Origin of the sequence: Pseudochelatococcus lubricantis (genome assembly GCF_011762225.1) — a bacterium.
Lineage (GTDB): Bacteria > Pseudomonadota > Alphaproteobacteria > Rhizobiales > Beijerinckiaceae > Pseudochelatococcus > Pseudochelatococcus lubricantis.
The window spans coordinates 88,234-102,329 of sequence record NZ_JAASQI010000001.1 but is presented as its reverse complement, the minus strand read 5'-3'; the positions used below and the strand labels follow the sequence as shown (position 1 = coordinate 102,329).

Here is a 14,096-nt window from a genome sequence, read left to right as displayed (position 1 = left end):
GGAGATGCGGGATGGTGGCTTTGCATATGACTTCGCCTGTAGCCCGGGGCGGATTCCGGCGGCTGATCGGTTATCTCGCGATGGCGGCGCTCTGCGCGTTCCTGCTGTCCGGCGTGCAGTCCGCGATGGCCGCGCGCAGCCAGATCGTGGTCGGCGTACGGCTGGAGCCGCCGCACCTAGACCCCACTGCCGGCGCGGCGGCCGCCATCGGCGAGGTGACCTATGCCAACGTCTTCGAGGGGCTGACCCGAATCGACGGCAAGGGCGAGGTTCTGCCGGGGCTCGCCGAAAGCTGGGACATCGCCGACGACGGGCGCACCTACACCTTCCGCCTGCGCGAGGGCGTGCAGTTCCACGACGGCAGCTCCTTCGACGCCGCCGACGTGAAGTTCACGCTCGACCGCGCGGTCGCGGCAGACAGCGTCAACCCGCAGAAGTCGCTGCTGGAGCCGATCGAAAGCGTGGAGGTCGTCGATCCGCGCACCGTGCGTATCGTCCTCAGGCGGCCCACCGCGCAGTTCCCGTTCACGCTCGGCCTGCCCGCCGCCGTCATCGTGGCGAAGGAAACCGCCGATACGAACCGCACCAACCCCAACGGCACCGGCCCCTTCCGCGTTTCGCGCTGGGTGAAGGGCGACCGGATCGATCTGGAGCGCAACGAGCGCTACTGGGGCGCGAAGCCCGCACTGGCGCGGGCCACGTTCCGCATCATCGGCGATCCCTCCGCCGCCTATGCCGCGCTGCTCGCGGGCGATATCGACGCCTTCCCGAATTTTCCCGCGCCGGAGAACGTGCCCCAGTTCCGGGCCGACCCGCGCTTCACCGTCGTCGTCGGCAACACCGAGGGCAAGACGGTGCTCGCCATCAACAACGGCCGGAAACCGCTCGACGACATCCGCGTGCGCCGCGCCATCGCGCACGCCATCGACCGCAAGGCGCTGATCGATGGCGCGATGGACGGGCTCGCCCAGCCCATCGGCTCCCACTACGCGCCCCAGAACAAGGGGTATGTCGACCTTACGGGCCGCTATCCTTACGATCCCGACAAGGCGCGCGAGCTGCTGAAGGAAGCGGGCGTGCCGGAGCTGCGCCTGCGACTCGTGCTGCCGCCGCCGTCCTACGCACGCCGCGGCGGCGAGATCATCGCGGCGCAGCTGCGGGCCGTGGGCATCGAGACGGAAATCGTGCCGGTGGAATGGGCGCAGTGGCTCTCCGACGTGTTCCGCGACAGGCGCTACGATCTCAGCATCGTCGCCCACGTCGAGCCGAACGACCTCGATATCTACGCGCGCGACGACTATTACTTCGACTACCACAGCCCGGAATACAAGGAACTCTATGCCGCGCTCGTGGCCGAGACGGACGATGCGAAGCGGCTCGACATCCTGAAGCGGATTCAGGAGAAGCTTGCGGACGATTCCGTCAACGGCTTCCTCTTCCTGCTGCCCAAGATCGGCATCTGGGACGCCAAGCTGAAGGGCCTGTGGGAGAACGCGCCGATTCCCGCCAACGATCTGACCGGCGTTTCGTGGCAGGACTAGCCCTTTCCCGTCCCGCGCCTGCCGGCCCCTCGCCATGATCCGCGTGCTCCTGCGGGCGGTGCTGTCGCTGCTGCTGACGCTCGCGTGTGCGTCTGTGCTGGTGTTCGCTGCCATGCAGGTGCTGCCCGGCGACCCGGCGGAGGTGATGCTGGGCGTGAACGCGCGTCCCGATACGCTGGCGGCGTTGCGAGCGCAACTGGGACTGGACCAGCCCCTGCCCGTGCGCTACGCCGCCTGGGCGGCGGGCTTCTTCTCCGGCGACCTCGGCACGAGCAACACGTATGCCGTGCCGGTGATGGAACTGGTGAGGGAGCGGCTGTCCGTCAGCCTGCCGCTGGCGCTGCTGGCGCTGGCGCTCACCGTCGCCATAGCCTTGCCGCTCGGCATGCTCGCGGCGGCGCGGCGCGGCCGGCTCGCGGATCGCGGCGTGCTGCTCGTCACGCAGCTTGGAATCGCCGTGCCCAATTTCTGGTTCGCCATGCTGCTGGTGCTGCTGTTCGCCATCACCTGGCGATGGCTGCCGCCGGGGGGCTTCCCGGGCTGGGAGGCCGGCGTGCTGCCGGCGTTGGCGGCGCTGCTGCTGCCGGCGGTCGCGCTGGCGCTGCCGCAGGGCGCAATCCTCGCGCAGGTGATGCGCTCCGCGCTGATCGATACCCTCGATCAGGACTTCATCCGCACCGCCCGCGCCAAGGGGCTGACGCGGGGCGAGGCGCTGCGGCGGCACGCGCTGCGCAACGCGCTTATCCCGGTGCTGACCGTCGTCGGCCTGCAATTCTCCTTCCTGCTCGCCGGCACGATCATCATCGAGAACGTGTTCTTCCTGCCGGGCCTCGGGCGTCTCGTCTTCCAGGCCATCAACCAGCGCGATCTCGCGGTGGTGCAGAGCGTCGTCATGCTGTTGGTGGCGAGCGTGGTCATCGTCAACTTTCTCGTCAACCTCGCCTATGCCATCGTCGATCCGCGACTCAGGGGGCGCGCGTGAACGGGCGCCTCGCTTGCGGCTTCGCCATCGTGTCGTTCGTCGGGTTCTGCGCGCTGCTGTCGCTCGTGTGGACGCCGCATGACCCGCTGGCACTGGACATCGCCAACAAGCTGGCGCCGCCGGATGCCGCCCACTGGCTAGGGACGGATCAGCTCGGGCGCGACCTTCTTTCGCTCATCATGCGCGGCGCGCTCGCCTCCGTCGCCGTCTCGTTCGTCGCGGTCACGCTCGGTGTCACGGCCGGCGTGCCGCTCGGCGTGCTGGCTGCGGGCCGGCGGGGCGTGACGGGCGACGTTGTCATGCGGATCAGCGATTTCCTGTTCGCCTTTCCGGCCATCATCATCGCCATCCTGCTGCGCGAGACCTTCGGCCCCGGCGTGACGAACGCCGCCGTCGCCATCGGCCTCTTCAACGTGCCGGTGTTCGCGCGCGTGGCCTATGGCGCGGCGCTGCCCGTGTGGGGCAGCGGCTACGTGATGGCGGCGCGCGTCGCTGGCCGGCGGGGGCTATGGATCGGCTGCGCCCACGTGCTGCCGAACATCGCCAGCACGCTCATCGTGCAGGCCACTATCCAGCTCTCGCTCGGCGTGCTGGCGGAGGCATCGCTGTCCTATGTCGGGCTCGGCGTGCAGCCGCCGCAGCCGAGCTGGGGGCGCATGCTGTTCGAGGCGCAGACCTTCATGGCCATCGCGCCGAGGCTCGCCGTCGTGCCGGGCCTCGCCATCGCCGTCGCGGTGCTTGGCCTGAGCCTCACGGGCGAGGGGTTGCGCCGCGCGCTCGATCCGCGCCGGGAGGAGCGCCGATGACGCTGCTGTCGGTGGAGAACCTGCACGTCGGCGTCGGCGGGCGCGACATCCTGCGCGGGATAGACTTTTCCGTCGCGCGGGGGGAGACGCTCGGCCTCGTCGGCGAATCGGGCTCGGGCAAGTCGATGACGGCGCTGGCCCTGATGCGCCTGCTGCCCGATGCGGCCATGGTGCGCGGGCATGTGCGGCTGGCGGGGAAGGACCTGCTCGCGCTGGACGAGACCGCGATGTGCGCCGTGCGCGGCGGGCGGATCGGCATGGTGTTTCAGGAGCCGATGTCGGCGCTCGACCCGCTGATGAGCATTGGCGATCAGGTGGCGGAAGGCCTGCGCGTGCACCTGCCCCTCGGCCGGCGCGCGGCGCGGGAGCGGGCAGCAGCGGTGCTGGCGCGCGTCGGCCTCGATCCCGCGCAGATCGCGCCGGACCGTTTTCCGCACGAGCTGTCGGGCGGCCAGCGCCAGCGGGTGGTGATCGCCATGGCGATCGCCATGCGGCCGGACCTTCTGATTGCCGACGAGCCCACGACCGCGCTCGACGTCACCGTGCAGGCGCAGATTCTTGCGCTGCTGAAGGAGATCGTGCGCGAGGATGGGCCCGGCCTGCTGCTGATCTCGCACGATCTCGCCGTGATCGGCGCGATGGCGGACCGCATCGCCGTGCTGCACCGGGGCGAGATCGTGGAGACGGGGCGTGCGCCGGGCTTCTTCCGGCGCGCCGTGCATCCGCGCGCCAGGGCCTTGTGCGCGGCGGCCGCAGCCATGCCGAAGGCGCCACCCGCTGGTCCGGTGCCCGAAGGCCCGCCGTTGCTGGCGGCGGAGGGGCTGACGCGGCGCTATCTGCTCGCCCGCCCGTATCCCTTCGCGCGCCGCCCCTTCCGGCTGGCGCTCGACAATGTCAGTCTCGCCATTCACGCTGGCGAAAGCGTGGCGCTTATCGGCGAATCGGGCTCGGGCAAGTCGACGCTGGCGCGGCTGCTGCTCGGCCTCGACAGGCCGGACGCGGGCACCGTCACCTATCGCGGCGGGGACATTGCCTGCGCGGACGCCACGGCGCTGCGCGCCATGCGCCGGGACGTGCAGGCGGTGTTTCAGGACCCGTTCGGCTCGCTCGATCCGCGCCGGCGCGCGGGCTGGATCGTGGCCGAGCCGCTGCACGGCCCGCAGGACGCGGGGGAGGACGTGCGCGCCCGCGTCGCCGCGGCGCTTGAGGAGGTGGGCCTGTCAGCGGACGACGCCGACAGATATCCGCATGCGTTTTCCGGCGGTCAGCGGCAGCGGATCGCGCTCGCGCGGGCGCTGATTACCCGTCCGCGTCTCATCGTGCTGGATGAGGCGGTGTCGTCGCTCGACATGTCGATCCGGGCGCAGATTCTCGCCCTGCTCGCCGATCTGCGCGCGCGGCACGGGCTCGCCTACCTGTTCATCACCCACGATCTGCGCGTCGCGGAGGCCGTCTCCACGCGGGTGCTCGTGATGCACGACGGGCGCGTCGTGGAGGAGGGGGCTTCCGCCGATGTGCTGCGCGCGCCGCGGCATCCCTATACGCGCGCGCTGCTCGCCTCCGCGCCCGATCTCAGCGCGCTGCTTTCGGCCGGGAACGCCTGACCGGCCGGGCATTGTGGCCGACGACGATTGTCGTGCGCGGCCCCAGCACGGCGAGCAGCCGTGCCGCCCGGGCGCGCGGCACGGCGACACAGCCTTCCGTGGGGCCGAAGTTCTCGCGCGCGAGGTGCAGGAAGATGGCGCTGCCGCGCCCCTGGACGCGCGGTCGGGCGTTCCAGCCGAGGTCGAGCACGATGTCGTAGAGGCGGTCGTCGCGCCACATGCGCTCGTGCCGGGCCGGAAACGGCAGGCGAACCGGGCGGTTGTAGAGGCGGTGGCCCGGCTCGTCGCACCAGCCGTCGTCGGCGCGCAGGGGCGCGAGCGGCACGGCGGTCGCCGGCCTGCGCAGCCTGTCGGCGCGATACCAGCCGCGCACGGCATGGTGGACGCCGGCGGGCGTGACGCCGTCGCCCTCGCGTTTGACAGCGGCGATGCCGCCTTTGCCGAGCGCGCAGGCGATCGTCATCTGACCCGCGACGATGCGGCCGCGCCTGCGATCGCCGACGCCGGCGAACACACGAATCCGTGAAAAGGTGGTGGACTTCTTCATCGTCTGTCCGAAAGCGCCGACGTTGCCCAAGATTTGGGGACAGTTTATGGAGGATAGTCAACGATGGTTGAATCAGCCTTAACGGTTCGACACCGTTCCGCCTTACACGTTCCGGAGAACACCTACGGATGCCAAGCGCCTACCAACTGCTGATCGTCGACGATGAGGCGGAGTTGCGCGACACCCTGTCCGAGCAGCTTGAGCTGACCGGGGACTTCAAGGTTTCGACGGCCGATACGGCCGCGGGCGCCATCGAGGCCGTGCGCAACGACCGTTTCGATATCGTCATCATGGATATCGGCCTGCCGGACATCGATGGCCGCGAGGCGGTGAAGGAGATGCGCCGCAACGGTTTTCGCGCCCCCATCCTGATGCTCACCGGCCACGCCGAGGACGCCGATACCATCCACGGGCTTGAGGCCGGCGCCAACGACTATGTCGTCAAGCCCTTCCGCTTCGCGGTGCTGCTGGCGCGCATCCGCGCGCAGCTTCGCCAGCATGAGGCAAGCGAGGACGCGGTGCTGACCGTGGGGCAATACACGTTCCGCCCCGGCGCGAAGCTGCTCGTCGACGTCAAGGGATCGCGGCTCAAGCTGACCGAGAAGGAAACGGCGATCCTGCGCTTTCTCTACCGTGCCGAGGATCAGGTCGTCACGCGCGAGACGCTGCTCGCGGAAGTGTGGGGCTATAACGCCAACGTCACCACGCACACGCTGGAGACGCACATCTATCGCTTGCGGCAGAAGATCGAGGAAGATCCGTCCAACGCCCGCATTCTCGTGACGGAGCCGGGCGGCTACAAGCTCGTGCCGTGAGGTTTTCCGGAGCCTTCCACCCCTCGCCGGAGCGGAGTGCCGATCATGGCGTTGAATGACGAAATCACGGTGTTGTCATCCCTGCCGGCATTGCGGGGTTTCGAGCAGGGCGCCCTGCGGCGCATCGCCCTGTCGGTGCAGACGCGCATCCTGCGCGCGGGGGACACGCTATACCGTCGCGGCGAGGCGGCGGAGGGCGCTTATGTGGTGATGTCGGGCGAGATCGCGCTCGTCGATGCGGCGGGCAACACCGTCGCGCTGGCCCGGCCGGGCGACATGCTGGGCGAACTGGCGCTGCTGATCGAGATCGAATGGCGGGAAACCGCGACGGCACGCCGCTCGGCCTCGGTGATGCGCGTGTCGCGTGCGCTCATGCGGCGTATCCTGGGCGAGTTTCCCGCTTCCGCAGCCGCGTTTCAGGTGGAGATCGCGGGCCGCGTGTCGGCGCTGTCGGGCGAGCTGGAGCGCGTGCGCCAGTCCCTGCTCGCGCTCGACGGGGCGGCACCGGGCGGCGATGAAACGATGGGGGCGGCCCCGTAAGGCCGCCCCCGCTTCAACCGTTCCCCTTATGTAATCTTGCCGGTTGAAATCAGAGGTTGTAGGCCCGCTCGCCGTGCTCGGCGAGGTCGAGGCCCTCGCGCTCCACTTCCGGGCTGACGCGCAGCCCGACGAGCACGTCGACGACCTTGTACAGGATGGCGGACCCGACGCCCGTCCAGACAACGGTCAGCAGCACGCCCTTGAGCTGGGCGATGACCTGCGAGCCGATCGACACGGCCGCGCCCACTGCCTCACCGGGGCTCGCCACGTAGTCGACCAACCCGGCGCCGCCCAGCGAGGGCGCCACGAGGATGCCCGTGCCGATGGCGCCCACGATGCCGCCCACGCCGTGGATGCCGAAGACGTCGAGCGAATCATCGTAGCCGAGCGCGTTCTTGACGGCGGAGCAGAAGTAGAAGCAGATCACGGCCGCGACGATGCCGAGGAAGGCCGCGCCAACCGGCCCGGCGAAGCCGGCGGCGGGCGTGACGGCGACGAGGCCCGCGATCGCGCCCGATACCATGCCGAGCAGGGAGGGCTTGCCCTTCGCGCCCCACTCCACGAACAGCCAGCCGAGCACGCCGCCCGCGGTCGCGAACAGGGTGTTGACGAAGGCGAGCGCCGCGCCGCCGGTGGCTTCGAGATTGGAGCCCGCGTTGAAGCCGAACCAGCCGATCCACAGGATCGAGGCGCCGATCATCGTCATGGTCAGCGAGTGGGGCGGCAGCGCCTCCTTGCCGTAGCCGATACGCTTGCCGATGATGATCGCGCCCACGAGGCCCGCGACGCCGGCGTTGATGTGGATCACGGTGCCGCCGGCGAAATCGAGCGCCCCCCACTTGTAGATGAGCCCGGCGTCGGCCTGCACGGCTTCGAGGTTAGCAACGGCAGCCGCGCGCGCAGCGTCATCCGTGGCGGCGGCAACGGCACGCGCCGCATCCGCCAGCGCATCGGGGCCGGCCCAGTACCAGACCATGTGCGCGATGGGGAAGTAGACGAAGGTCAGCCACAGCGCCGTGAACAGCAGCACGGCGGAAAAGCGCGTACGCTCGGCGAACGCACCCACGATCAGCGCCGGTGTGATGCAGGCGAACGCTGCCTGGAAAGCAATATAGGCGTATTCGGGAATGACCACGCCATTGGAGAAGGTCGCGGCCGTCGACGAGGCATCGACGCCGGCGAGGAAGAGCTTGTCGAAGCCGCCGACGAAGCTGTTGAGGCTGCCGCCGCTGGTGAAGGCCAGCGAATAGCCGTAGGTGACCCAGATGATCGCGGCGAGGCAGACGACGGCCAGCACCTGCGAGAGGACGGAAAGCATGTTCTTGGAGCGGACGAGCCCGCCGTAGAACAGCGCGAGGCCCGGCAGGGACATGAACAGCACGAGCGCCGCGCTGATGAGCACGAAGGCGGTGTCGCCCTTCTCGGGGACCGGCGCGTCCTGCGCCATCGCCGGCGTCGCGAGGCAGGCCGCGGCGAGCGCGAGCGGAAGCGCGGAGCGCACAAGGGCGCCCGACGACAGGGAAGGCGAGGCGGAACCCCGGAGCCTGGAATTAAAGAACTTCATCGATTGAATTCCTCCCGTCACAGCGCGTCCCGACCGGTCTCGCCAGTGCGGATACGGATCGTCTGCTCTATGGGTAGAACGAAAATCTTGCCGTCACCGATCTGGCCGGTGCGGGCGGCGGTCTTGATCGCCGTGATCACGGCGTCCACTTGCGAGGCCTCGACGGCGACCTCGATCTTGAGCTTGGGCAGGAAGCTGACGGCGTATTCGGCGCCGCGATAGATTTCCGTATGCCCCTTCTGACGGCCGTAGCCCTTCACTTCGCTCACTGTCAGCCCGTGAATGCCGAGCGCAGTCAGAGCATCGCGAACTTCTTCGAGCTTGAAGGGCTTGATAACGGCCACGACGAGTTTCATGGCGTTGTCTCCCGCTGCGGATTCGGCGCGCACCATTGCGGCCGACGCGGGAGATCAATCAAGCTTCGTGCCAGATGGGGAGGGAACGCCCGAAAATCGCCTTCGGCAGGCGGGGAAACGCGGGCGCACGGCGAAAAACGCCGCAAACGGCATCAAACGCTGCGATTGCTCGCAACGGCATGCATTCGACGGCAGGAGGCACTGCCTAAAAAACAGGCTGTGATTAAAATTCGTGCAACAATCAGGCGAGATTCCGCAGCGGGCGGATGAGGCCCTCCTGCGCGACGGTGGCGATGTGCCGGCCGTCCCGCGTGAAGACGAGCCCCCGCGACAGGCCGCGCGCACCGCCGGAGAACGGGCTTTCCTGCGAGTAGAGCAGCCATTCGTCGGCCCTGAACGGCTGGTGGAACCACATCGCGTGGTCGAGGCTCGCGCCCTGGATATCGCCGTCGAAGACGGAGCGGCCGTGAACGGCGAGACTCGTGTCGAGCAGCGTCATGTCCGACGCATAGGCCAGCGCGCAGCGGTGGATCGCCGGGTCGTCGGGGAGGGGGCCGGTGGCGCGGATCCAGATGTCGAACGTCGGCTTGCGCGCGCCCTCGACGCCCGGGATGAAGCGGTTGTAGTCCACGGGCCGCAGCTCTATGGGCCGCTCGGCTTCGAAATAGGCGCGAATGTGGGGCGGCATGCGGTGCAGGAACGCCTCCCGCAGCTCTTCCGCGCCCGTTTCCTCCGGCGGCGGCACGACCGGCATCGGCGGCTGGTGGCGCAGGCCCGGCTCCTCCCTGTGGAAGGAGGCCGTCAGCGTGAAGATCGCATGACCGTGCTGGACGGCCTCGACATAGCGCGTGGTGAAGCTGCGGCCGTCGCGGATGTGCTTCACGACATAAATGATCGGCGCGGCCGGATCGCCGGGATGGATGAAGTAGCAATGCAGCGAATGGGCGCCGCGCTCGGGCGGCACGGTGTGCGAGGCCGCCACCAGCGCCTGCCCGATGACCTGCCCGCCGAAGACACGCTGCCAGCCCACCTGCGGGCTGCGGCCGCGAAACAGGTTGTCCTCCAGCACTTCGAGGTCGAGGATGGAAACCAGGGCGGCAACGGCTGCACTCATGAACGCAATCCCCTATCGCTGGGCGGGTGTCTCTAGACGGATGCCGGCGGGCCCACGGCCCTCCCGATTGAACAAACACTTGTTTTGCTGCTTCGGTGCAGATCAGGCTGCACCACCTTCCGGTCGGCCTGCCTCCATGGGGCATGTTCCATTGCGGCGCGTCAAGTGTATATAGAATGTTTTCAGATGGAGTTGATGACAGGCGCGACGTGCGCGCCGATCGAGGCGGAGGTGCGGCAATGGCGGAAACGGCGTTTCACGGGCGGGCCATCGTGGTGGCCGGTGGCGGGGCTGCCGGCCTCGCGGCGGCGCTGGCGCTCGGCCGGGCGGTCGGCGGGCGCCATCCGGTCGCGGTGCTCGATCCGGCGCTGGCGCGCGATCCCGCCCACGAAGCCGGCCGCGCCTACGCGCTCGCGGGCGGTTCGCAGCGGATGCTGGCGGTGCTCGGCGTCTGGGACAGGATCGCGGATTCCGCCCAGCCGGTCGCCCGCATGCGCATCACGGACAGCCGGGCGGGCGACGCCGTGCGCCAGCCGCTGCTGACCTTTGGCGAGGCGGGGGAGGCGGAGGGCCCGCTCGCCTGGATCGTCGAGGGTGACGTGCTGGTCGAGGCGCTGCGGCAGGCGAGCCGCGAGGCGGGTATCGCGCTGGAACCGGTGGCGGTGAAGGCGCTCGACACCGCCTCCCGCCACGACCTCGCCCACCGTGTCCGCGTGAAGCTGGCGGATGGGGGCGACCGCGAGGCGGCGCTTGTCGTGGCGGCGGACGGCAAGAACTCGCCCCTGCGCCGCGCTGCCGGCATTTCATGGATCGGCCGGCCCTACGGGCAGGCGGGCATCGTCGCCACCATCGGCCACGAGCGTCCGCACGAGGGCGTGGCCGTGCAGCACTTCCTGCCGGCGGGCACTTTTGCCATGCTGCCGCTCACCGGCAACCGCTCGTCCATCGTGTGGGTGGAGCAGGAGGAGGAGGCGCGCCTGTTCGCCGCCCTCGACGCGGAGGACGTCGTCCGCGAGGTCGAGCGCCGATTCGGCGCCTCGCTCGGCCGCCTCGAACTGCTGGACAAGCCGCGCGCCTTCCCGCTCGCGGTGGGTATCGCCCGCCGCTTCACCGGTGAGCGGCTGACGCTGGTGGGCGATGCGGCGCATGTCGTGCATCCGCTGGCGGGGCTCGGGCTCAACGTCGGCCTGCGCGACGTGGCGGCGCTCGCCGAGGCGGTCGCCGACGCGGTCCGGCTGGGGCTCGATCCGGCGCATCCCGACGCGCTGGAAGCCTACGAGCGCGCGCGCCGCTTCGACGTGGTGAGCACCGGCCTTGCCATGGACGGCATGAATCGGCTGTTCTCCAACGATATCCTGCCCCTGCGGCTCGCGCGCGACCTGGGGCTCGGCGTTGTTGACAGGTGGCCCGGCCTCAAGCGGCTTCTGGCGCGCGAGGCCGGCGGCCTCACCGGCCGCCCGCCCCGGCTGTTGCGGGGCGAGGCGCCGTAAGGGGCCGCGCCGTCAGGCCGCGATGGAGGCGTGCGGCGCGGCGGCGTGCACGTCCGCGTCGACATGCGGCGCGAAGGACGCGAAGTTCTCGCGGAACATGCCGACGAGGTGCGCCGCCGTCTCGGCGAACTCCGCCTTGTTCGCCCATGTCTTGACCGGATAGAGAATGTGCGGCTCGACGCCCGGCACGGAAGTGGGCACCGTGAAGCCGAAGTAGGGATCGGTACGGAAGTCTGCCCGGTTCAGCGAGCCGTCGAGCGCCGCCGACAGCAGCCGCCGCGTCACGCGGATCGGCATGCGCCGCCCCACGCCGTACTTGCCGCCCGTCCAGCCCGTGTTCACCAGCCAGCAGTCCACGCCGTGGCGGGCAATGAGATCGCGCAGCAGATTGCCGTAGACGGACGGATGGCGCGGCATGAACGGCGCGCCGAAGCAGGTGGAGAACGTGGCCTCCGGCTCCGTGACGCCCTTTTCCGTGCCGGCGACCTTGGCCGTGTAGCCCGAGAGGAAGTGATACATGGCCTGCGCCGGCGTCAGCTTCGCGATGGGCGGCAGCACGCCGAAGGCGTCGCAGGTCAGCATGACGATGTTCTTGGGAATGCCGGCCCTGCCGGTGGCGCTGGCGTTGGGAATGAAGTCGAGCGGATAGGCGCAGCGCGTATTCTCGGTCTTCGAGATGTCGTCGAAGTCCGGCACGCGCGTCAGCGGGTCGAGCACGACGTTTTCCAGCACCGTGCCGAAGCGCGAGGTGGTGGCGAAGATCTCGGGCTCCGCCTCGGCGGAGAGGCGCACCGTCTTGGCGTAGCAGCCGCCCTCGAAGTTGAAGATGCCGTTCGCCGACCAGCCATGCTCGTCGTCGCCGATCAGCGTGCGGGAGGCATCGGCGGAAAGCGTCGTCTTGCCGGTGCCGGACAGGCCGAAGAACACAGCCGAATCGTCGTCGTCGCCGGTGTTGGCCGAGCAGTGCATCGGCATGACGCCTCGCTCCGGCAGCACGAAGTTGAGATAGGTGAACACGGATTTCTTGATCTCGCCCGCGTAGGACGTGCCGCCGATGAGCACGATCCGCCGCGAGAAGTCGCAGGCGATCACCGTGGAGGAGCGCACGCCGTGGCGCGCGGGATCGGCGCGGAAGGAGGGAAGGTCGATGATCGTCAGGTCGGGGACGAAGTCCGCAAGGTCGCTTTTGTCGGGCCGGATCAGCAGGTTGCGGATGAACTGGGAATGCCACGCATATTCGGTGAACACCCGCGCCTTCACGCGGTAGGCGGGGTCGGCGCCGGCATGGAGATCCTGCGCGAAAAGCTCCTTCCCGGCCGCGTGGGCGAGGAAGTCCGCCAGCAGGACGTCGAACGATTCGGGTGCGAGCGCACCGTTGTTGTCCCACCACACGGCCTTTTCGGTCAGGGCGTCGCGGACGATGAACTTGTCCTTGGGGCTGCGGCCGGTGTGAACGCCGGTGTCGGCGACGAGCGCGCCGCCCGCCGCGAAGGTCGCCTCGCCACGCCGGATGGCCTCCTCGCTGAGGAAGGGTGCGTCGAGATTCCAGTAGATGCGCGCCGCGTCGCGCAGGCCGGGGGCGCCCGTGGCGCCGATCGTTCCGGCATCTGCCGCGTTGTTGAATACCCCGATGTTCTCCACGGTACGCTCTCCCTGATTGTTTCGGCTGACCGCTTCCGATGTCCGTCCACGATCCGGTTCCGGTTCGTTACAGTAGATGCCAATGTGACGAAACAATGCAATCCGGGATTACACATCTTTCGGCGATTCGGGCGTCGCCGGCGGCGCCCGCGCCGCCGCACGCGGGCGTTCTCCGATTGTATCGGGGGCGGGGAAAGTGTAGTTTGCCGAATTGTGGCTGGCCCGCCGGAGCGAAAACCGGTTGCCGCAGCGGCTTCGGACAGGGAAGCGCCATAATTCGGCCCCGCTCGCCCGTGCAAAAGGGGGGGCAGGTTCCGGGGGAGCCAGTGCCGAGGAGAGCGACATCGTATGCCAACCATCGCCCTTGTAGATGACGATCGCAACATCCTGACGTCGGTATCCATCGCGCTTGAGGCCGAGGGCTACCGCATCCAGACCTACACCGACGGCGCCACCGCGCTCGACGGCCTGGCCAGCGATCCGCCCGACATGGCCATCTTCGACATCAAGATGCCGCGGATGGACGGCATGGAGCTGCTGCGCCGCCTGCGGCAGAAGTCCGATCTGCCGGTGATCTTCCTCACCTCCAAGGACGACGAGATCGACGAACTGTTCGGCCTGAAGATGGGCGCGGACGATTTCATCCGCAAACCGTTCTCGCAGCGCCTGCTGGTGGAGCGTGTGCGGGCCGTGCTGCGCCGCGCCGCGCCGCGCGACCAGTCCGCCCCGCGCGACGCCGACGTCGCCGCGCGGGTGCTGGAGCGCGGGCACCTCAAGATGGACCCGGAACGCCACACGAGCACCTGGCGCAACCAGCCGGTGACGCTGACCGTGACCGAGTTCCTGATCCTGCAGGCGCTTGCCCAGCGGCCTGGCGTGGTGAAAAGCCGTAACGCGCTGATGGACGCCGCCTATGACGACCAGGTCTATGTCGACGACCGCACGATCGATAGCCATATCAAGCGGCTGAGGAAGAAGTTCAAGGCCGTGGACGACGAGTTCGACATGATCGAGACGCTATACGGCGTCGGCTATCGCTTCAAGGAAGCATGACCGAACCCGCGCGGCGGCCCGGCCGGCTGATCACGATGACACG

At 69.0% G+C, this 14,096-nt stretch carries 13 protein-coding genes; 8 read left to right on the top strand and 5 right to left on the bottom strand.

Annotation, left to right across the window (positions count from 1 at the left end; translation table 11 throughout):
* Window positions 1–26 precede the first annotated feature (26 nt).
* From FHS82_RS00430 to FHS82_RS00415, 4 genes are read left to right on the top strand one after another with little or no spacing between them, the layout of a single operon-like run.
* Window positions 27–1,541, top strand: coding sequence for an ABC transporter substrate-binding protein (locus tag FHS82_RS00430; RefSeq protein ID WP_377590888.1), 1,515 nt, complete (start codon window positions 27–29; stop codon window positions 1,539–1,541).
* 34 nt (window positions 1,542–1,575) lie between these two features.
* Entirely contained in the window at window positions 1,576–2,523 is a 948-nt protein-coding gene (locus tag FHS82_RS00425; RefSeq protein ID WP_166947601.1) for an ABC transporter permease, read from the top strand.
* A complete protein-coding gene (locus FHS82_RS00420) occupies window positions 2,520–3,329 on the top strand; it encodes an ABC transporter permease subunit (RefSeq protein WP_166947599.1) in 810 nt (269 codons plus the stop codon). Before FHS82_RS00425 ends, FHS82_RS00420 begins: the two co-directional genes overlap by 4 nt.
* Entirely contained in the window at window positions 3,326–4,933 is a 1,608-nt protein-coding gene (locus tag FHS82_RS00415; protein ID WP_166947597.1) for a dipeptide ABC transporter ATP-binding protein, read from the top strand. Before FHS82_RS00420 ends, FHS82_RS00415 begins: the two co-directional genes overlap by 4 nt.
* Here FHS82_RS00415 and FHS82_RS00410 read toward each other — a convergent pair.
* Window positions 4,902–5,480: a L,D-transpeptidase family protein gene (locus tag FHS82_RS00410; RefSeq protein WP_166947595.1), complete on the bottom strand. Its 579-nt coding sequence runs from the start codon at window positions 5,478–5,480 to the stop codon at window positions 4,902–4,904. The two genes, FHS82_RS00415 and FHS82_RS00410, sit on opposite strands and share 32 nt — an antisense overlap.
* Before the next feature lie 128 nt (window positions 5,481–5,608).
* Here FHS82_RS00410 and FHS82_RS00405 point away from each other — a divergent pair, with 128 nt between their 5' ends.
* Together FHS82_RS00405 and FHS82_RS00400 are read left to right on the top strand one after the other, a co-directional pair.
* The gene (locus tag FHS82_RS00405) at window positions 5,609–6,295 is read left to right on the top strand and encodes a response regulator transcription factor (protein ID WP_166947593.1); all 687 of its coding nucleotides are present in this window, start codon (window positions 5,609–5,611) and stop codon (window positions 6,293–6,295) included.
* Window positions 6,296–6,340: 45 nt separating this feature from the next.
* Complete coding sequence (locus tag FHS82_RS00400; RefSeq protein WP_166947591.1) at window positions 6,341–6,835, top strand: cyclic nucleotide-binding domain-containing protein; 495 nt, start codon at window positions 6,341–6,343, stop codon at window positions 6,833–6,835.
* 49 nt (window positions 6,836–6,884) lie between these two features.
* Here the strand turns inward: FHS82_RS00400 and FHS82_RS00395 are convergent, their stop codons facing one another.
* The 3 genes from FHS82_RS00395 to tesB all read right to left on the bottom strand — a co-directional run bounded on the left by FHS82_RS00395 (window position 6,885) and on the right by tesB (window position 9,869).
* Window positions 6,885–8,399 carry an ammonium transporter gene (locus FHS82_RS00395; RefSeq protein WP_166947589.1) on the bottom strand — a complete coding sequence of 505 codons (1,515 nt, stop codon included), beginning with the start codon at window positions 8,397–8,399 and terminating at the stop codon, window positions 6,885–6,887.
* 17 nt (window positions 8,400–8,416) lie between these two features.
* Complete coding sequence (locus FHS82_RS00390) at window positions 8,417–8,755, bottom strand: P-II family nitrogen regulator (protein ID WP_166947587.1); 339 nt, start codon at window positions 8,753–8,755, stop codon at window positions 8,417–8,419.
* Window positions 8,756–8,996: 241 nt separating this feature from the next.
* Window positions 8,997–9,869: an acyl-CoA thioesterase II gene (gene tesB, locus FHS82_RS00385; RefSeq protein ID WP_166947585.1), complete on the bottom strand. Its 873-nt coding sequence runs from the start codon at window positions 9,867–9,869 to the stop codon at window positions 8,997–8,999.
* A 239-nt stretch (window positions 9,870–10,108) separates the two neighbouring features.
* Here tesB and FHS82_RS00380 point away from each other — a divergent pair, with 239 nt between their 5' ends.
* Window positions 10,109–11,359 (top strand): FAD-dependent monooxygenase, encoded by a 1,251-nt coding sequence (locus FHS82_RS00380; RefSeq protein ID WP_166947583.1) that lies wholly within the window; start codon window positions 10,109–10,111, stop codon window positions 11,357–11,359.
* A 12-nt stretch (window positions 11,360–11,371) separates the two neighbouring features.
* Here the strand turns inward: FHS82_RS00380 and FHS82_RS00375 are convergent, their stop codons facing one another.
* On the bottom strand, window positions 11,372–12,955 hold the full coding sequence (locus FHS82_RS00375) for a phosphoenolpyruvate carboxykinase (protein ID WP_166948841.1): 1,584 nt from the start codon (window positions 12,953–12,955) through the stop codon (window positions 11,372–11,374).
* Window positions 12,956–13,348: 393 nt separating this feature from the next.
* Here FHS82_RS00375 and FHS82_RS00370 point away from each other — a divergent pair, with 393 nt between their 5' ends.
* Window positions 13,349–14,053, top strand: coding sequence for a response regulator transcription factor (locus FHS82_RS00370; RefSeq protein WP_166947581.1), 705 nt, complete (start codon window positions 13,349–13,351; stop codon window positions 14,051–14,053).
* Window positions 14,054–14,096: the final 43 nt, after the last annotated feature.

Bases quoted from the DNA above. Each gene is read 5' to 3' on its own strand.
- FHS82_RS00430 (WP_377590888.1), top strand. From the start codon at position 27: ATGACTTCGCCTGTAGCCCGGGGCGGATTCCGGCGGCTGATCGGTTAT.
- FHS82_RS00425 (WP_166947601.1), top strand. From the start codon at position 1,576: ATGATCCGCGTGCTCCTGCGGGCGGTGCTGTCGCTGCTGCTGACGCTC.
- FHS82_RS00415 (WP_166947597.1), top strand. From the start codon at position 3,326: ATGACGCTGCTGTCGGTGGAGAACCTGCACGTCGGCGTCGGCGGGCGC.
- FHS82_RS00410 (WP_166947595.1), bottom strand. From the start codon at position 5,480: ATGAAGAAGTCCACCACCTTTTCACGGATTCGTGTGTTCGCCGGCGTC.
- FHS82_RS00405 (WP_166947593.1), top strand. From the start codon at position 5,609: ATGCCAAGCGCCTACCAACTGCTGATCGTCGACGATGAGGCGGAGTTG.
- FHS82_RS00400 (WP_166947591.1), top strand. From the start codon at position 6,341: ATGGCGTTGAATGACGAAATCACGGTGTTGTCATCCCTGCCGGCATTG.
- FHS82_RS00395 (WP_166947589.1), bottom strand. From the start codon at position 8,399: ATGAAGTTCTTTAATTCCAGGCTCCGGGGTTCCGCCTCGCCTTCCCTG.
- FHS82_RS00390 (WP_166947587.1), bottom strand. From the start codon at position 8,755: ATGAAACTCGTCGTGGCCGTTATCAAGCCCTTCAAGCTCGAAGAAGTT.
- tesB (WP_166947585.1), bottom strand. From the start codon at position 9,869: ATGAGTGCAGCCGTTGCCGCCCTGGTTTCCATCCTCGACCTCGAAGTG.
- FHS82_RS00380 (WP_166947583.1), top strand. From the start codon at position 10,109: ATGGCGGAAACGGCGTTTCACGGGCGGGCCATCGTGGTGGCCGGTGGC.
- FHS82_RS00370 (WP_166947581.1), top strand. From the start codon at position 13,349: ATGCCAACCATCGCCCTTGTAGATGACGATCGCAACATCCTGACGTCG.